Here is a 17,358-nt window from a genome sequence, read left to right on the forward strand (position 1 = left end):
GCTATCCCTGGATCAGGTTCACGCGCCCGGCGATCAGGCCGATCGCCGCTCCGGCGTTGTCCACGAGGTCGTCGGGCTGGATGCCCAGCGCCTTGGCGAGCATCAGCATCCCGCTGCTGGTGTCGGCGCCGTGCGCGGCGGCGAAGCAGAGGCACGCCCCCGGCATCACCAACGGCAGCCCGAGGGCGATCCCGTCCTGCGCGACGCGCTGGCCGGCGATGGCGACGGGCAGGTCCGCGAGCTGGCGGACCAGCACCAGGGCGAGCGCGCCCGAGGCCTGCGCCACCGACGACTGGAAGCTCTGCACCGACCGCACGCCGGAGCTGCCAGGAGGGAGCTCGAAGGGGATCATCCGGCCAACCGTGCCAGAGGTGTCGAACGCCGCGGTGGCCGTGGCCGTCGCGCCGTCCTGGTCCGTGAAGTCCACGGTCCACGTTGCCGGCGAGGTGTCGGCCAGCTCCTCGGTGATCACCGCGTAGAGCTCCACGCCCTCGCCGTCCGAATAGCGCTGCGTGCCGGCGGGCCAGGCGATCACCTTCTCCGCCGTGTCGAAGGCGGCGATCCGGTTGTGCCAGATGCGGTCGTAGATCACGACGGCGCCCGCCTCGCTGCAGGTGGCGGTGAGCCTGCCGATCTGCACGTCGTCACCAGCCACCGGGTCGCGGAGCGGCAGCGCGCCGGCTGTAGCACTCGAGGGGAATTCCCCGTCGAGCGTCACCCCGGCCATGCTGCCGGCGCCCGGGACACCGGCGACGAGGAAGAGGTCCGTCATGCCGTAGGCGAGGTGGCCGACGGCGGCCTTCCGGAAGGGCAGGGACTGCCCTCGGGGAAGCGCTGCAGCGAGTTCGTCGAGGCTTGCGATTGCCAAGTCATGCTCCCGTCTTGCCCCACGGGTCTTCCCGGAAGGCGAAATCGGCCCCGTCCACGCGCCCGGGCAGCACCAGCTGCCGCTGCCACGATGCGTCGGCCAGGCGCCCGAGCATCACGCGGGATCGGTCATCCTTGTCGGGGGTGAAGAGGAAGGGCTTCACGCGCCCCTGCACCTGCCGCTTGAAGGCCTCAACCGCCACCGCGGAGGCCTCGGGCAGCGCCTTCGAGAACGAGCCGGCAAAGGTGCGGCGCGTCGAGAGGAAGTGTGCGTTGGGCACCCCGTACTCGGACTCGCCGAAGGCGTCGGTGGTCGCCTCTCCGAGCTCCGCGCCCCACACGAACGGCGGCAGGTCGACGAGCTCGCCGAGCCACCATTCGCCGATCTGCACCGGCCGCCCGTCGACGGTCTGCACGCCCTCGACGATCAGGCGCCAGTAGCGACGAGAGGCGAGCGCGAGCGGGACCCAGCAGGCTCCTTCGGTGATCGGCACCTCGATCCACGTCCACGGCCCCGACTGGCTCGAGGCGTGGGCAAGCCAGACCTCGGCGGTGGGGCGGAGGTTGTGGTTCACGAGCGCGCAGACGCTGGCAGCGGCCGGCAGAGCGAGGTTCACGCCGAGCTGGAATGGGGCCGTGTTCTTCGCGCGGCACACCATCCCCGCCCTGCCCTTCGCCACGTTCTGGGCAGCGAAGGCAGGATCCACGGCCGACGTGCTGGCGGCGAGGTTCCACGGCACGGTGGCCGTCACCCCAATCCACTGCGTCGCGGCCGCCAGGATGTTCTTTGCCGAGTAGGCAGCGAGCGCCATCGTTACCCCCGGGCCGAGACGGCCGCCGGTTTCAGGTTCAGCTGGCGGATGATCGAGTCCACCTGCTCGATCGCCATCTGGCGCAGCGCCGGTCCCATCTCCCGCGCGAGGAGCTCGCGATGGAGAAGCCCGCCGTTCGAGTTGAGCACCACCGTCGGCGAGACGGTGACCGCGCCGGCCGCCCCGTGGATCTGGCTGGCGGACAGATCACCGCCGCCGACGAGGCCGCCCCGCGCAAAGCCAGGCAGCCGTGCCCCGGGGCGATCTCCCAGGCTGTTGAGGTAGTGGAGCATCGGCAGGCCGAGCCGCTTGGCCGAGCTGGCCTTAATCACGAACTCCTTCTTCGAGAGGCGCGCGACGATGCTGTCGCTCGTCTCGGTTCCAGGCCCGACTACCTCGCCGCCCTCCGAGAAGCCCAGGAGCGAAAGCAGTCCGCCGCCGATGCCGCCCGTCGCACCACCCGTGATCAGCTTGAAGATCCCCGCCACGACCAGCTGCTTGCCCAGGTCGATGACCATCTTGCCGAGGTTCTGCAGGATGTCCTCGACGCTACCGAGCCCGTCCTCGAGCGGGGCGAAGGCCAGGTCGGCCCAGACGTTCGAGAACTGCATCGCAAGCTGCTGCATCGCCTGCGTCTGCGCCGCGGTGCGCTTCTCGGTTTCCGCCTGGACGGCGGCCGTGATCGCCTGCGTCTTCTGCTGCTCGAGGAGCTTCTCCTGCTCGTCGAACTCGGCCTTGGTGATCTGCTCCTCCTCGAGCCGCCGGCGGAGGGCTTCGATCTGCTGCTCGTGCTTCGCTTCGAGGTCGTCGAGCTCCGACTTCGTGAGCTCGGCTCTCATGGCCTTCGTTTCCAGCTCGACGTCGATCTTCCGGCGCTCGGCGGCGCGCTGCTCGTTCAGCTGGGCCTCGAGGAGGTCGGCATCCCGCTTCGCCTCGAGCGCGGTGAGCTCGTCTTTGTAGGCGGCTCTCTCCGCCTCGGCGGTCTTCTCGTTGGCCATCTTGGCCTTCAGCGCATCGACCTGCGCGGCGTACTGCGCCTCGATGTCGTCGGTCTGGCTCTTCGTCAGGCTGGCCTGCAGCGCTGCCGTACGCTGCAGCGAGCCGGCGATCGCCTCGGCCATCTTCTTGGCCGCCTCGCCTGCCTTCGCCAGGACCGGCGGGATGGTCTGCACCGCGCGCTTCGTCTTGCCCGCGGCCTCCACCACCGGCTCGGGGCTCTTCGTCCAGATGTCGCCGATCGCCTCCGCCCGCTCGGCGACGATGGCGAACGACTCCTTCGCCGATTCCTTCTGGATCTCCCAGGCCTGCCGGAAGTTGCCGGAGAAGACCTCGACGATGGAGGCAGCGACGGCGCCGATCCGCTTGCCAAGGAGCTCGAAGACGCCGGCGACCACCTGCACCGCGGTCGCCACGATCTTGAATCCCGCCTGGATCGAGTCCTTGAAGCCGCCCCCCTTCTTCGCCGCGTCCACCAGCCAGTCGGTGATCTCCAGCAGGTACGGGAGCGCGACCTCGATGATGGTGTTCGCGACCCCCTTCAGCACGTCGGAGAGCCGCGACATGTTGTCGTTGAAGGCCTCCGAGCGCCGGGCGGTGTCGTTGCCGATCACCAGGCCCAGATCCTCGGCCTCCTTCTTCAGCGCATCGAGGCCGTCCCGCCCGTTGTTGAGCATGGGGATCAGCTTCGTGCCCGCCTCGCCGAAGAGCTTCATCGCGAGGCCGGCCTTCGCGGCACCGTCCGGCATGCCCTTGAAACGGTCGGCGAGGTCCATCAGAACCTCGTCGCTGTTCCGCATGCTGCCGTCGGCGTTCTTGAACTCGATGCCGAGCTGCTGGAAGCCGCGGGCCGCCTCGGTGCTCCCATTGATGGCGTCGACCATCTTCTGGGAGAGCATGCCGAGGCCGCGGCCCACGTCGTCGATGCTGGCGTCGGAGAGGTTCGCCGCGTGCTGCAGCGCGGAGAGCGCCTCGACGGAGGCGCCCGTCCGCGTGGCCATCTTGCCGAGGGCATCGGCGCCGTCGATCGCGGAGTCGACGAAGCCCATGATCGCCTTGGTGCCGAAATAGGCCGCGGCCGCACCCGCGAAGCCCTTCAGCATCCCGGACATCTTGTTCAGGGCACCGTTCATCGTGCCCTGCACCTTCGCCATGTCCGCCTGGATCTTGCCGACGTTGGCGTGGATGTCGATCAGCAGCGATCCAACCTTGGCGGCCATGGCCTACCTCTTCTTCTGCTGGGTGGTGGTGAGCGCCTTGCTGATCGCCGCGAACGAACGGATCGCCGCCTCGATCTGCTCGGGAGGCATCGGGTCGCCAGGGCCGCGCTCCGCGGTGGCGCCCGGGAGGTCGAAGAAATCCGCCGGCTCCCAGGCCTTCGAGCGCCGCTTCGGGTCCCGGTTCACGTTGGCGATCACCGACGCGAGCACGCCGGCCCGGAGGTCCTCGCGCTGGCGCTGCAGCGTGAGGCGCTCGTCGAGCGCGGCGAGCTCGCGTGGCGTCAGGCGCCAGAACTCGTCGTCGGAGAGTCCGAAGTCGATGCGCGCGACGGCCCAGAGCTCTGTCCAGGTGAGCCCTCGCGCGCCTCCGGAGGGACCGGATCGGCCGTCCTCTCCTTCTTGCCCGGCAGGCTCTCCTCGACGAGCCGATCGAGCGAGGAGGTGAACTCGACGAGCTGGCCCAGCGAGAAGAGCGCGCCGACCTGCTGCTCGGTGAGCTCCTCGCCGTGGTCCATCGCGTCGGTCTGAAGGCATGCCGTGAGCAGGGAGCGCATGCGCCGCGGCGTGTCGAACTGCGAGAAGTCGATGCCCTCGAGGGCGTTGATCCCGCAATGCTCGTCCAGGTAGCACATCGCGTTCATGTCGAAAGCGAGCTTGCGCTCCCGATCGAGCGGGATCGTGATCGCCCGGCTCCCGGGCCTCTTGCTGGGCTTGTTCATCTGGATCAGGCCGCCGTCTTGGTCACGACCCCGCTCGGCTTCAGCGAGTAGGTCTTGGTGATCACGCCGCCCATCGTCACCTCGGACACGCCGTCCTGGGGGACGAAGCCGGAGAAGGTGTAGGTCTCGCCGTTGGAGAGCACGCCCTCGAAGTTCACGACCTCGCGGGTGACCGCCACCTCGTCCATCCGGATCTGCCCCGGGTCGGCGGGGTCGGCCAGGACGGTGAGCGAGGCCGCCGCGTAGGTGCGCATCCCCGGGATGCTTTCCGTGGTGGCGTCGGGCGACTCCATGGTCGTGACGTCCACCTCCTCCGTCGAGCCCTGCGGCGGGGTGAATCCGGTGATCCCGCCGATGGGGATGAAGGTCCCCGGGGTGGTGCCGCTCTCGACGCCGACGGTGGTTCCGTAGCCGATCTTCGCCATCTGCTCTCTCCTTACGCCCGGCTGTGCCAGACGGTGAATTCCAGGGAGACGCCCGCGAGCTGCGTCTCCTCGTCCCTTTCCAGGTCTGCCTGCGCCTCGAGGAAGACGCCCTGCACCTCCTGGTCGCCCCAGGTGCCGCGCCAGCCATGGAGCGCCGCCACCACGGCCGCAGCGATCTGCCGCGCGCGATCGAGGGCGTTCGCGCTTTCGGAGTCGGGGGCGAGCACCTCGAGCTCGATGCCCGTCTCGTTGAGTCCGGTCGGGCCGCCGAGGGTGACCTGCGGGATCGAGTTGGGCATCGCGCAGATGATCGCCGGGTAGGTCGCGGCCTCGGGGAGGTCGCCGCCGCAGACGATGCTTGCCGGCTGCACCAGCGCCGCCACCGCCTGGTCGTTCACCAGGTGCAGCCGAAGGCCTGCGTCCACGTTCATGGCTTGCTCGCTTCCTTCTCGACGCGCTTGTGGGCGTCGTCTGCGACCGCCTCGATGGCTTTCGCCGCCCCGCTTTCGAAGCCCTTCGAGAAGTACTCGTGCGCCTGGATCTGGCCGCTGAAGCCCTTCTTCCCCATCAGCTTCGCGAGGGCCTTCTTCGCCTTGCTGCGGCCGCCGCGGAACCGAGGCTTCGTGCCCTTGTCGAACCAGACGGACCAGACGCGGGGATCGTCGACCGGCCTGCCCTTCTCGTCCTCGCCCTTCCCCTTCTTCGGGATCGAGGCGACGAAGAGGCCGGCGCCTACCTCGCCGGGCTTCCCCCGGCTGCGCTTGTGGCGGATCGCGCGCCGCAGCCGGCGCTTCGCCTCCGCCTTCATGGGGACGCTGGCGGCGTGCTTGCGCACCTCGTCCCGGAAGACCTTCGCGCCGGCGGTCACCGCCTGGCGCATCACCCGCTTCTCGATCTTCGGGCCCAGCTCCTTCAGCGTCTTGGAGAGCTCCTTCGCGCCGCGGATGGGACCCTCGCTCACGTCGGGACCTCGATCGCCTCGACGGCGAGCTGCAGCCCCTCCCTGCGCCCGATCTCGGCGAGGCCGCGGATGTTCCAGTGCGAGCCGCCGTAGGCGACACGCATGTGCGTGGTGACGTCCGAGCGCCAGCGGATGGTGATGGTCGCCGCGCGCTTCGCGAGCACCTGCGGCGAGGCCGTGCGCTCCCGGGCGGCGGTCTCCTTCACCTCCGCCCAGACGGCCGCATGCTCCACCCAGCGCGCGCCGGCGCCGGGCTTCGGGTGGCCGTACTCGTCCAGCTCGGTCTCGGCACTCCGCTCGATGACGATCCGGCGGTCCAGCCGCCCCGCTGCGATGCCCATCACCACACCTTGAAGGGACGGAGCAGGTCGGTCACCGTGCCCCTGTTGTCGCGGTCGCCGCGCTCCCGGTAGCCGTTCTCGAGCTCCACCAGGATCGCGGAGCGGATCCGGGCAGGCACCGCGGCTGCTTCGCCGTGGCCAGCCTCGAAGTCGATCCGCACCGCGCCCGGCCGGCACTGCGTGGCGGGCCAGCTCTGCCCCGCCGCGAGCACCAGGCGCCCGGGCATCGTCACCGTATCTTCGTGGTAGGCCGCCGCCTCGAGCGTCTGCAGTTGGCCGGCCTCGTCGTAGTACTGCACCGAGGTGACCGACCGCAGAGGCGCCCGCGGCAGCTCGAGCTCGCGGCCGCACGGGAAGGCGTCGAGCACCAGCCGCAGCGTCGCCGTGCAGAGCTGGCGGCCCGTGTATTCCTGCGAGTACTCCACCGCGCTGTCGATCAGCCGCTGGATCGTCGAGTCCTCATCGGCGCCGTCGACACGGAGGTAGTCCTTCGCCTCCTGGAGGGTGACCGGGGAGGCCCCGGCGTTCACGACCTGGAGCGCCATCGATCACCCCTCGCTGCGGCGGCGCCGCTTCTTCGTCTGCGGGGGCGACGCGGTGGAGGAGCTCTCCGCCGCGCCGCCTTCCGGGGCGACGCGCACCAAGCACCGAGCTCGCAGGAGGCGCTCCGCCTGCTCGCTGGTGCTGGGCTCGAAGCTCTCGCCCGGCCTCACCCGCTTGCCGGTGGAGCGGTCCACGAACTCGTTGATCACCTGGTACATGCGTCACCTTCCTTCTGCCCTACCGGGGATCAGGCCGCCGGGATGTCGAGGACCACGAACGGCGAGACCTCGGTGCCGCCCTCCGTGGTGATCGGCTCGGTCAGCCAGGGCTTCGCGTCGACGTTCCAGAAGGCCTTCACGACCGTCTTGTTCTCGGTGAACTTGACGTGCGGCGAAGCCTCGACGAACGGGCCGGAGCCGTCCTTGATGAGGTACTTCGACAGGTCGTAGAGGCCGAAGTCGCCCTTCGCACCCAGGGCGGCGGCGAGGCGATCGTCGATGATCACCGGGAAGCCGTGCAGGGTGGTCGGGATGGCGCTGCGGGCGTCCGGCGACCACACCAGGTTGCCGGCCTCGTCGCGCATCTGCATGAGCTGCGGCAGGGCCGCGCGGCTGCCGATCCACACGCCCTGCGAGCCGAGGAAGACGGCGAGCATGGCCACCGTGTCGGCGTAGGTGATCGTGTTGGCGGTGGCGCGGTTGACGGCGAGGGCCGCACCGTTGGCCGCCGCGAGGAGGCCGGTCGGCTTGCCGACGCCGTTGCCCGAGAAGAAGACCGTCTCCTCGGCGCCGACGATCGCCGCCCGGAACTGCGCCTCGATCAGCGCGCTGGCCGCGCCCCAGTTCCGCAGGAGCTTGTCGGTCACCACGATGTGGCCGGCCACCTCGAACGGCTTGAGGCTCACCTCCTTCAGCGCGAGGTCCGTCTGCGGCTTCGCCGCGCCCTCGGCGATCCAGCTCACCGACACGCCGCCGTAGACGTTCGACGTGCTGGTCTGATCGAGCGCCGGCATGGTGATCTCGGCGTCCGGCGGGGTGCCGGCCGGCAGCACCGTGGCGCGCGGGCGGATGGTGGCAGCCTTCGGGTCGATCTTCAGGAGCTCGCCCCGGAACTGCTTCGGCACCGCGAAGCCACCGTTCTCGCCGGGGCCGGCGCCGCCATCCATGTCCATGGCGCCGAACTGGAGGCGCTGGTCGTTGGGGTTGAAGCGCACGGCGTGCATGAACTCGCCGAAGCTCTCGAACTCCCGCTTCGCCTCCGCACCGCGGAAGCCAGCGCCCAGGCGGCCGACGCTCGGGCGCACCGCGGCGAGGTCGGCCTGCTCGGCGGCCGAGTACTCGGCGCGCTCGATGTTCGCCTTCAGGGTGGCGTTCGTCGCCTTCAGGGCGTCGAAGCGCGCGGCCTCCTCGGCGGTGAGCTCGCGCTCCTCCTTCTCCGCCGTGGCGAGGATCGCCTTCATCTCGTCCGCGTTCTTCGCGCGGCTCTCACGCATCGTCTGGAGGTTCATCTTCCGTCCTTGCAATCGCCGGTTCGTGAGCCGCGCATCCCCACACCGGCGGGAGGGGGTCGGCAGGCTTTCCGCGCAGGCGCGGGCTACATCTCGTCGTCGAGCTCGATCTGGCGGCGCAAGCGGCCGAACGCCGTCGCCCGGGGTGCGGGCTGCGTCTCCTCGGCGCGCGCGGGCCCACGAACCCCGAGACCGCCGCGCACGCCCAGGCGCGCGAGCGTCTGCTGCAGGGTCTCGATCCGGTCGGCCATGCCCTGGGCGACGGCTTCCTTCGCGCCCACGGTCCGGCCCTCGCCGAAGCCGCTGCGAACGTCGCTCGAGCGCACGCCGCGGCCGCGGGCCACCGCGTCGACGAACAGGCCGTAGTACTCGTCGACCCGGGCCTGCATGGCGTTGCGGGCCTCTTCAGAGAGCGGGCCGAAGGGGTTCCCCTCGGTCTTGAACTTGCCGGCGCTCACCAGGGTCGGCCGCACGCCGGCGGTCTCGAGGGCCACCGACTGGTCGACGTGCATGGTGTAGACGCCGATGCTCCCCGCCTGGCCGCCCGGGGTGATGGTCACCTCGTCGGCCGCGCTGGCGATCCAGTAAGCGGCCGAGGCGGCGAGCGAGTTGATGGAGGCGATGATCGGCTTGCCGCCCCGCGCCCCTTGGATCTCGGCGGCGAGCTCCTCGACGCCGGAGACCGCGCCGCCAGGGGAGTCGACGTCCAGGACGATCGCCTTGATCGAGTCGTCGGCCAGCGCACTGCGGAGGTTCGCTGCGAGCTTCTCGGTGGAGGTGCCGCCCGAGAACTCGGTCAGCAGGTTCATCCGCTGGGAGATCACGCCGGTGACCGGGAGCACCGCCACGTCGCCAGCTCGGCGGGCCACCGAGGCGACCTTCGAGCCTGCGAGCCGCGCCTCGATCTGCTCGTCGGAGAGCATCACGCCGTCGGCCTTCAGCTGGATGAGCTCGGCGATCGCCTCGAGCTTCTCCGGGAGGATCGCCCACGGCTCGGCCAGCACGGCCGCCACGGTCCGGGGGTAGCTTTTCATTCGGTCGGCTCCTCTTCGTCGTCAGGCGCGGCGGGCGCCGGCTCGCGCCCCGGGAGCGGCGCCATGCCGGGGGCGCTCGTTCAGGCCCGGAATCGGGTCCAGATCCTCGAGCTCGCGGGCCTCGCTCGGCTCCATCCAGCTGGCATCGATCGCCAGCTTGTAGAACTCGGCGCGGCTCTTCGCATCGCCACGGAGGAGCGCGTTCACGTTGAACTTCACGTAGAAGCCGTCGAGCCGCTCCTGGGGCGTGAAGAGCTTGCGGTTCAGCTCCTGCTCCCACCGGGCGATCCACGGCGCGAGGGTGTAGCGGACGAAGCCGAGCGACATCTGCTCGATGCCAGAGCCCCAGCTCGTCGACTTCGACTGCGCCTGCAGCATGTGCAGGGGCACGCGGAAGATCCGGGCGATCTCGGCGATCTGGAACTCGCGCGTCTGGAGGAACTGCGCCTCCTCGGGCGGCACCGCGGTCGCGGTGTACTTGGCGCCGTCGGGCAGCACCTTCGCTCGGTGCGAGTGCTCGAGGCCCTCCTGCTCGGTCCAGACCTTCTTGATCAGCTTCGCGGCCTCGGGCGTGGTCCCCGGCGGCAGCTCGATGACGCCGCCGCTCCGCCCGCCCTGGCCGAAGAACTTCGCCCCGAACTCCTGCGTGGCGAGGGCGAGGCCCAGCGCTTCACGATGGAGGGTGATCGGGCAGTAGCCCCGCAGGCCATCAAAGCCGAAGCCCGGGATGTGGAGCACGTCGTCAGGCCGCAGCGCCACCGCGCGCCCGTTCACGCTGGTGAGGAAGTCGCGGGCGCCGGTGTTCGGATCCTTCCGCGGCCGGGTCCGATCCGGCAGCAGCGGCCAGAGGGCGACGGCCTGACCGCGGCCGTTGCGCTCGATGTCGGCGTAGCCGTTGCCCCAGCCCACGGCGTGGCCGGTGACCGTGTTGCGGAAGGCGAACGACGTCATGTCGTCGTTCGGCTCCGCGCGCAGCATCTGGTGCGCCGGGTGCTCGGTCGCCTCCCGGCTGCCACCGCCGGCCAGCTTCTGCCGGACGTCGAGCGGGAGCTGGGCAATCGCGTCGGCGATGATGCCGATCGCGGCGAAGACCGTCGGCAGCGCCATGGCCGAGTACTCGTCGACGGACGCGCCGGCGTGCGTGCGGCCGGAGAGCCGAAGGCGCTCGAGCGCGCTCGGGTCGGAGAGCCGGATCGATTCGGACGATCCGAGGAAGCTGGAGAGGAAGCCCATCACTTCACCCCGCGGCGAGCCGTGCCGAAGAAGGCGGCCGCCATCAGCAGCGCGCCGACCACCACCAGGGCGAGCGGCGGGTAGATCCACCAGAGGCCGCCGGCGAAGAGGATCAGCCCCAGCAGCGCCACGAGGTCGTGCAGGTCGAAGGCCGGCGGCGGCCGCGGGGGCGTCGTCATAGGATCAGGTCTTCCTCGGTGAACGAGTTGATGAGCAGTGGCGGCGGCGGCTCGTAGAGCAGCGCGCGGTTCATCGCGGTGATCAGCGCCACGGCGCCGTCGATCTTCGAGTCGGCCCGGGGCTTCCGCGGGTAGATGTTCCCGCGCGCATCCTCCTTCACCTCGACGTTCGACATCTGCCAGGTGAGGACGGGATCGCCGTTGTGGTGGAGCCTCTTCGAGAAGACGAGCGCCTCGAGGGTCTTCATCGGCTCGGAGAGGTTCTTCGCGTTCATGCCGAGCTCCACCATCGGGATCCCGGCCTTCTCCATCCGCTGCGAGAATTGCATCGCGGACCACGGGTCGAAGGCTGCCTGCTGGATCTCGAAGGCCAGCGCGGCGAGGAGCTCCTCCTCCACGGTCTCGTAGTCGGTCGCGTCGCCGTCCGTCTCGATGATGAGGCCGGCCTCGAACCACGCGAGGTAGCGCTTGTTCGCCGGGTCGCGCACCTGGGCCTCGGGGAGGAAGTACTTCCCGAAAACCACGTAGTGCGGCTCGTGCGTCTCCTTGCCCTTCCGGCTCGCCGGCCGGAGCTCGGGGAAGACGAAGACGAGCGAGGCGATGTCGCGCTTGTGCGCGAGGTCGACGCCGATGAAGCAGGGCTTGCCCTTGAAGTCCGCCAGCGTCCGCTTCTCATCGCCGCAGGCGGCCCAGGCCTGCATGTTCATCCAGCCCGCCCTCGAGGCCACCCAGACGTTGAGGTGCTTCGTTTTGAAGGCGTTCGCCTTCCGGGCGGAGAGCTCCGCTTCCCTCTGCTCGCTCCGGAGGAACTCGGCGTAGACCGAGACCCCGAAGTTGGGGTTCGCCTTCTTGAGCGCTTCCTCCGAGGTCCAGTCGTCGCCTTCGTCGATCGTGTAGATGATCGCGAAGGTCTCTTCGCCCTCGGCCCGCTCCTCGAGGATCTCCCGGACGTCCCGGTTCAGCTGGTAGCAGGGGCCCTCGATGTTGTAGCCGGCGGTGGTGATCACCAGGAGCAGCGGCTGCCGACGAGCACCCATGCCGGTGAGCATGGTGCTGTAGAGCTTCTCGTCGCGGTGCTCGTGGAACTCGTCGACGATCGCGCAGCTCGGCGAGGCGCCGTCACCCGGGTTGCCCACCACCGGCTCGAAGCGGCTCTCCGTGCCAGGCACCAGGAGCTGGGACTTCGGGTGCTCGACGCCGAAGGCCTCCACCAGGTCCGGTGTCTTGCGCACCATGGCGTGCGCCGGCTTGAAGACCTCGAGGGCCTGCTTCTCCTTCGTCGCGCCGCAGTAGACCTCGGCGCCCACCTCGCCGTCGGCGACGAGCATGTAGAGGCCGATCACCGCGGCGATGACCGACTTGCCGTTCTTTCGCGGGACCTCGATGTAGACCTTCCGGAAGCGGCGCAGGCCGGTCTTCCGGTTCACCCATCCGAAGATCGAGCAGAGGATGAAGCACTGCCACGGCTCGAGCCGGATGAGCGTGCTCTCCGGATCCCCTGGGATGCCGCGCGCCCAATCGCCTTTGACGTGCGGCAGGAGCTCGGCGAACTGGCAGGGCCGCTCGGCTAGCTTCGGGTCGAAGCGGAACGGGCTGCCCGAGTACTTCGAGCGCTGCAGGTCGCGGAGGTGGCGCTCGCAGGCGAGGCGCGTCCACTTCGACGCGGGGATCTTCCCCGCCACCACGTCACGCGCGTAGCGGTGCGCCTTCTCGACGTGCGGGTGTGCGTGCCCCATTCATCGGCCTGCCCCGAGGAATCGCGCGAAGGGGTTGTCGGGCTTCCCCTTCGGCACCCCCGCTCCGACCTTGCTCTGCGCCACCGGGGTGAGGCCGAGCTCCACCAGCAGCGAGTGCAGGTGGCGCTGGGCCTCGCTCCGCATGCGGACCGCGGGGTTCGCCTTCAGCAGCGGCGCCCCGTCCTCACTTGAGCTCTCCGCCCAATAGGTGAAGCCGTTCTCCTTGATCTCCGCCGAGAGGGCGACGATCTCCGCCATCCGCTTGGCAGCGATGGCGATCACCTCGGTGTGCGAGGAGGAAGCGAGTTCCTCCTCCACCAGGCGGCCCACGATCAGGTCGAAGTACCCGCGCTCTTCCTCGTCGAGCTCGGGCGGCGGCGCCGGGATCCGTGCCGGCGCCTTGAGGGCGGCCGCGGCCTTCGCCTTGCGCGCGGCGGTCTTGGCCTTGGCCTTCGCCTCGGCCTTGCCGCCCTTCAGCGCCCGCAGCTTCGGCGGGTCCGGCTTGCGTCCCTGCCCCATCACCCACCGTGAAAACCAGCGCCACCCGGCGCCGGCAGAAAAAAGTTCTGATTCGGTCCGCGAAAAAAGAAGGCTGCCAGTGCGGTCTCGGGCGCCAACCCGCCGAACTTTCGCCCGGGGGGTGGGTCCGCCCTCCCCCGCCCCTTGCTCGCCCGCGCCCGCCCTCCGGTCAGCCGTAGCTGCCGTCCTGCCGCGTCTTGGCCGCGTGGTGCGCGTCGCAGAGCGGCTGCAGGTTCGAGCGCACCAGGCGAAGGCGCGGCGCCTTCCAGATGGGCTCGATGTGGTCGACCAGCGTTGCCACCGCGACCCTGCCCTCGCCCTCGCAGGCGCGGCAGAGCGGCTCCTCGCGCAGCACGCCGTCGCGTAGGCGCCGCCACGCAGCGTCGTAGCCGCGTTGAGCTGCGGTCCCGCGCTGGCGGTCGTAGCGGGCCCGCTCGTCCTGCTCGAGGAAGCCGGCGCGCTCGTGTGCTGGGCAGCGCGAGCCCTTGCGCACCAGCTCTCGGCAGCCCGGCTTCGAGCATGGTCTCGGAGCTGCCGAGGGCATTAGCCGCCCGCCAGCGTCCGGACCGCCAGCGCGGCCAGCGTGGAGGCGATGGCGGAGGCGATGAAGCTGGCCCCCGAGCAGATCACCCAGAGCTTGGCGAGCTGGACCTCGGTGGCCTGCTGCCTGCGCTCGATGGCGGCGATCCGCTCGTCGGTCGCGCGCTCGCGCTCGAGGCGGCGCAGGCGCTCCTCGTGGTCCTCCATCTGCCGGCGGACCTCGCGGAGCGGGTCGATGGGAGCGGGCTGCGGATTCATGGGTGCTCCGTCGCGGCGAGGCCGCATCTGATCGTCGCGAGCATCACGTCTGCGGGCTCGCCCACCGCATCGGCCGCCTGGAAGAGCGGGCTGCGGTGGTGGTAGTCGGGGTCGCCGCCGCTCCGGTAGTAGAGCTCGCGGTGCGCCAGCTCGTGGCAGAGGGCGGTGTCGGCCAGGTGATCCGCGTCCGCCACCAGGGAGGCGTCGGCGAAACCGTAGTAGCTGGCCGGCTGATGCGGCAGCATCGGCACCGAGAAGAAGCCGTCGATCCAGCAGCCAGCCACCGGGAAGGTCGCGGGGTCGTACCAGCAGCGCCGGCTGGTCTCCTCGATGGACGGGTAGAAGTCGACCGACGCGCGCCGCGCGGTGAAGCCCCCGAGCGCCTCGCCACAATCGGCGAGGTATAGCGGGAGTTCCTCGTAGGCATGGGCGCCGTAGAAGACGGCGAAGGGCGGCAGCTCCTCGTCGGGAACGTCACGCTCCCTCTCCGGGAAGCACGCCGAGCCGTAGTAGCAGCCGCAGAGCACCAGGAGCAGCGCCGAGGCCGCAGCTCTCCCGTTCCCGCCGGTTCGCGGCGGGAAGGAGGGCGACGGCTGGTGCATGCGCTAGAGCTCCGGATCGTCCTGCGAGGTGCAGCCGTCCGAGTCCGGCAGGATGCGGCAGAAGGTGTCGCGCCAGGTCTCGGCGCCTGCGAGCTCGTAGCCAATCACGTGCGCCGCCACGCCGCCCTCGCGCACGCTGCACGTCGGCCCGCAGCATCGCCCGTCGAAGTCCCGAGGCGGCACCGCCGGCAGGTCGCCCACCGCTGGCTGGCCAGCGTCGTGGACCTGGCCCACTAGGCAGCTGCCGGGGTGCGACTCCGGCGGCACCAGAGCCACGGGTTCGTCGGGGTGCTGCAGGTTGGCGCAGTCGATCGGCGCCGTCGCCGGGCCGTGCACCACCAATCGCGCGCTCTCACCGCCGGGAAGCGTGGGCCACGTCGTACCTGATTCCACCTTCGTTTCCACTGCCACGCCCAACATGGCGCCGTCGTCGCATTGGTACGCATCGCCGCCGGGCAGCGACTTCACGCTGGCGCAGTCCATGTGCACGGCCATGCCGTAGCAGGTGGGCACGGTGGCCTCCGTGCCGCCGACACCGCCCGCCGCCAGCTGTGTGTCGTCGCCGCCCATGCCGCCGGCTACCCCGGCAGCTGCAGCCAGCAGCACCGCGGCTGCCACGCTTATCGTCTTCGTCGTCGGGGGCATGGGGCCCTTTCCTTAGTGCAGCCGGATGTTCCGAAGCCTGCCATTCGCCACCTGCCCGCAGGTGGGGGCGCGCCCGCCGATACAGCCGACAGCCGGCAGCGGCGCAAGCGGTTGGCTGAAAGACGAGCTGCTGTAGTTCTGCACCCCGTCACGCCACTGGTTCAGCGATGTGCCGCCCCATTCGTGCCGCAGCACGTAGGGCGTGCCAGGCACCCATGCCAGCGAAGACCCCATGGCGACGTTGGCCGCCGTGCCGGTCGGGATGATCGTCGCCTGCGAGTCGCCGTTGCGCACGTAAGTGGACCAGCCGGTGGTGGGGTACGCCTCACCGGACAGCAGGAAATACGACTTCGACAGGTCCAGCGGCACGGTGGGTGTGTAGGTCAGCAGGGCGGTGCCTGGTGTTGCCGGCCAGTTCGTCGTCGGCACGGTTGCTGCTTCGGCGGCGGCGGTGCAGGGAACGCTGCTGCCGCAGTCCACCCGGGCGGTGGGCTTGGCGGTGGGCGTCAGCTGGCATTGTTCGACACGGATCGATCCCGTGTCGGCGCTGCCCTGCCCAGGCCACACCAACCCTTGCACGTAGGTGGCTGTGGTCAGGGTGGTGCTGCAGCTGTGGGGCCTTGCTTCGCTGGTCAGCCCGCCCACGTTGCACGTGACAGCCTTTCCGGCTTCGTCGGTGTAAAGCCGCAGCATTCCGCGATCGATGGACCCGGCCGACATAAGGCACGTGATCGTCCATGGCCCGGGAGAGGACACGCCGACGATGCGAAATTTGCCCTCCATGTCGGTGGTGCTGTCGTCCACGATCTCCGTTCCGTTCACGGTCGGCGTGGACGCACTATCAGCCCACAGGCTGGGCGTGGTGCTGTTGGGCCAGTAGCTGGTGGCCGACTCCCACACGCCCAGCCCTTCGCGGTTCACGCTGCCCATGTTGGGTCCCAGCACGTGCCAGTTCCCTTCGTCGTCCTGCGCGGGGCGCGGGGTGCTCCGCGCCACGGTGACGGGCACGCCCGGGCGCGCGGCCCAGGTGCCGGCGATCTGCGCTTCGTACTGGGCCAGGAAGGTGTCCGACTTGCCGACGTTGTACAGGCGGACGTTCAGCACCGGCCCGTTCGCCGGGGTGCTGCCCGACTTGCCGATCGTCAGCGGGGTGCCGACGGCAGGAAGCGGGGAGCCTGCCCAGGTCTTAGACGAAGCGGTGCCGTTCCATCGCGCGGTGTACGTGGTGCCCTGCCGGCGACACGCACCCACGCCCCACACGTCGATCCCCGACTGGCTGCTGATCGCGGTGTATCCACCATTGTCAGCCTCCTGCCGCCATTTGCATTCCGGCGTGCCGCCGCCGCCGGTGAACTGCAGGAACAGGCCCGTGTTGTTCGCGTCCAGAATCTGCGCGGGAGCCGCCGCCGAACCAGGCACCCGCGGCTGGGACACCACGATCAGCGTGTGGTCGCCTCCCAGCGCGGCGCGTGCGGGCTCGAAGTTCACCGTGGCAGCGGCGGTCGTGGTGGTCGCGGTAGTGCCCTTCAAATCCACGCCGGCCGCGGTGCGCCACGGCGTGTCTTCCGTGGTCGCGCCCACGCCAGGCGTCACCGCCACCGCCGCGGCGCTCCCGTCCGTGCAGTCGAAGCTGCCCGCGCCGTCCGCCCAGCAGTCCAGGACGCACGCGTCCGCCGTGGTGCATGGTGGCACCTCGCCGGCGTACCAGAGGTCGGCCTCGAAGGCCGGCGGCGGAAGCTCTACGCCGGGCTTCCCGAAGGCGAGCGTCGAGCCCGTCGCACCGAGCTCGAACGCAGCCGCAGGCTGCGCAGCGAAGATCAGGCACAGAGCAGCGACGAAGCGCATCAGGGCACCCAGGGGTTCAGCTCGGCGTTGCCCGAGCCTTCGGACCAGCAGGAGATGACGGTGGGAGAGGCGATCCGGATCTCGATGCCTGCATCGGGCGGCAAGCAGAGCGGCGACTTCGCCTCGGTATCGGCGCAGGTGGCGGTGCCCTGACACAGGCAGGTGCGCGCGCCGCTGGCGACGAAGAGGTAGTAGCCCGGCTGCAGCGTGGCGGCCGTGCTGGCGCCGCTCGAGGGGCAGGCGCGCTTGATGCGCCCGGTGGTCTTGTACTGGCGAGGCAGGGCCTCCGCCGGCGGCGGGCAAACGAGGGCGGCCGCGACCACGCCGAGCATGGCCACGAGCGAAAGGCGGCGGTTGCGCATCGTCGTCTCCGTAG

General features: G+C 70.1%; 23 protein-coding genes. All 23 read right to left on the minus strand.

The window, feature by feature from the left end:
* Position 1 precedes the first annotated feature (1 nt).
* Positions 2-868 (minus strand): hypothetical protein, encoded by an 867-nt coding sequence (locus ACESMR_RS11265; RefSeq protein ID WP_373047176.1) that lies wholly within the window; start codon positions 866-868, stop codon positions 2-4.
* A gap of 1 nt (position 869) precedes the next feature.
* On the minus strand, positions 870-1,679 hold the full coding sequence (locus tag ACESMR_RS11270) for a hypothetical protein (RefSeq protein ID WP_373047177.1): 810 nt from the start codon (positions 1,677-1,679) through the stop codon (positions 870-872).
* A gap of 2 nt (positions 1,680-1,681) precedes the next feature.
* On the minus strand, positions 1,682-3,895 hold the full coding sequence (locus tag ACESMR_RS11275; RefSeq protein ID WP_373047178.1) for a hypothetical protein: 2,214 nt from the start codon (positions 3,893-3,895) through the stop codon (positions 1,682-1,684).
* Between the two features lie 3 nt (positions 3,896-3,898).
* Complete coding sequence (locus ACESMR_RS11280; protein ID WP_373047633.1) at positions 3,899-4,216, minus strand: hypothetical protein; 318 nt, start codon at positions 4,214-4,216, stop codon at positions 3,899-3,901.
* Positions 4,177-4,614: a hypothetical protein gene (locus tag ACESMR_RS11285; RefSeq protein ID WP_373047646.1), complete on the minus strand. Its 438-nt coding sequence runs from the start codon at positions 4,612-4,614 to the stop codon at positions 4,177-4,179. Before ACESMR_RS11285 ends, ACESMR_RS11280 begins: the two co-directional genes overlap by 40 nt.
* Positions 4,615-4,619: 5 nt before the next feature.
* Positions 4,620-5,039 (minus strand): phage tail tube protein, encoded by a 420-nt coding sequence (locus ACESMR_RS11290; protein WP_373047179.1) that lies wholly within the window; start codon positions 5,037-5,039, stop codon positions 4,620-4,622.
* 11 nt (positions 5,040-5,050) lie between these two features.
* Complete coding sequence (locus ACESMR_RS11295) at positions 5,051-5,470, minus strand: DUF3168 domain-containing protein (RefSeq protein ID WP_373047180.1); 420 nt, start codon at positions 5,468-5,470, stop codon at positions 5,051-5,053.
* Positions 5,467-6,000, minus strand: coding sequence for an HK97 gp10 family phage protein (locus ACESMR_RS11300; protein ID WP_373047181.1), 534 nt, complete (start codon positions 5,998-6,000; stop codon positions 5,467-5,469). The genes ACESMR_RS11295 and ACESMR_RS11300 overlap by 4 nt, the downstream gene beginning before the upstream one ends.
* Positions 5,997-6,341 (minus strand): phage head closure protein, encoded by a 345-nt coding sequence (locus ACESMR_RS11305; protein WP_373047182.1) that lies wholly within the window; start codon positions 6,339-6,341, stop codon positions 5,997-5,999. The genes ACESMR_RS11300 and ACESMR_RS11305 overlap by 4 nt, the downstream gene beginning before the upstream one ends.
* Positions 6,341-6,886: a head-tail connector protein gene (locus ACESMR_RS11310; protein WP_373047183.1), complete on the minus strand. Its 546-nt coding sequence runs from the start codon at positions 6,884-6,886 to the stop codon at positions 6,341-6,343. The genes ACESMR_RS11305 and ACESMR_RS11310 overlap by 1 nt, the downstream gene beginning before the upstream one ends.
* A gap of 3 nt (positions 6,887-6,889) precedes the next feature.
* Positions 6,890-7,102 carry a hypothetical protein gene (locus ACESMR_RS11315; RefSeq protein ID WP_373047184.1) on the minus strand — a complete coding sequence of 71 codons (213 nt, stop codon included), beginning with the start codon at positions 7,100-7,102 and terminating at the stop codon, positions 6,890-6,892.
* Between the two features lie 29 nt (positions 7,103-7,131).
* Positions 7,132-8,391, minus strand: a complete 1,260-nt coding sequence (locus tag ACESMR_RS11320) for a phage major capsid protein (RefSeq protein ID WP_373047185.1) — start codon at positions 8,389-8,391, stop codon at positions 7,132-7,134.
* 86 nt (positions 8,392-8,477) lie between these two features.
* On the minus strand, positions 8,478-9,425 hold the full coding sequence (locus tag ACESMR_RS11325) for a S49 family peptidase (RefSeq protein ID WP_373047186.1): 948 nt from the start codon (positions 9,423-9,425) through the stop codon (positions 8,478-8,480).
* Between the two features lie 21 nt (positions 9,426-9,446).
* Positions 9,447-10,658, minus strand: coding sequence for a phage portal protein (locus tag ACESMR_RS11330; RefSeq protein ID WP_373047187.1), 1,212 nt, complete (start codon positions 10,656-10,658; stop codon positions 9,447-9,449).
* Positions 10,658-10,837, minus strand: a complete 180-nt coding sequence (locus ACESMR_RS11335; protein WP_373047188.1) for a hypothetical protein — start codon at positions 10,835-10,837, stop codon at positions 10,658-10,660. Before ACESMR_RS11335 ends, ACESMR_RS11330 begins: the two co-directional genes overlap by 1 nt.
* On the minus strand, positions 10,834-12,573 hold the full coding sequence (locus ACESMR_RS11340; RefSeq protein ID WP_373047189.1) for a terminase large subunit: 1,740 nt from the start codon (positions 12,571-12,573) through the stop codon (positions 10,834-10,836). The genes ACESMR_RS11335 and ACESMR_RS11340 overlap by 4 nt, the downstream gene beginning before the upstream one ends.
* A complete protein-coding gene (locus ACESMR_RS11345) occupies positions 12,574-13,092 on the minus strand; it encodes a phage terminase small subunit P27 family (RefSeq protein ID WP_373047190.1) in 519 nt (172 codons plus the stop codon). It abuts the gene before it with no gap.
* A 169-nt stretch (positions 13,093-13,261) separates the two neighbouring features.
* The gene (locus tag ACESMR_RS11350) at positions 13,262-13,585 is read right to left on the minus strand and encodes an HNH endonuclease (RefSeq protein WP_373047191.1); all 324 of its coding nucleotides are present in this window, start codon (positions 13,583-13,585) and stop codon (positions 13,262-13,264) included.
* Between the two features lie 50 nt (positions 13,586-13,635).
* On the minus strand, positions 13,636-13,890 hold the full coding sequence (locus ACESMR_RS11355; protein ID WP_373047192.1) for a hypothetical protein: 255 nt from the start codon (positions 13,888-13,890) through the stop codon (positions 13,636-13,638).
* Positions 13,887-14,492, minus strand: a complete 606-nt coding sequence (locus ACESMR_RS11360) for a hypothetical protein (protein ID WP_373047193.1) — start codon at positions 14,490-14,492, stop codon at positions 13,887-13,889. The genes ACESMR_RS11355 and ACESMR_RS11360 overlap by 4 nt, the downstream gene beginning before the upstream one ends.
* 3 nt (positions 14,493-14,495) lie before the next feature.
* Entirely contained in the window at positions 14,496-15,137 is a 642-nt protein-coding gene (locus tag ACESMR_RS11365; protein WP_373047194.1) for a hypothetical protein, read from the minus strand.
* Between the two features lie 12 nt (positions 15,138-15,149).
* Entirely contained in the window at positions 15,150-16,982 is a 1,833-nt protein-coding gene (locus tag ACESMR_RS11370; RefSeq protein ID WP_373047195.1) for a hypothetical protein, read from the minus strand.
* Positions 16,982-17,344 (minus strand): hypothetical protein, encoded by a 363-nt coding sequence (locus tag ACESMR_RS11375; RefSeq protein WP_373047196.1) that lies wholly within the window; start codon positions 17,342-17,344, stop codon positions 16,982-16,984. The genes ACESMR_RS11370 and ACESMR_RS11375 overlap by 1 nt, the downstream gene beginning before the upstream one ends.
* Positions 17,345-17,358: the final 14 nt, after the last annotated feature.

Origin of the sequence: Vulgatibacter sp. (genome assembly GCF_041687135.1) — a bacterium.
Taxonomy (GTDB): Bacteria; Myxococcota; Myxococcia; order Myxococcales; family Vulgatibacteraceae; genus JAWLCN01.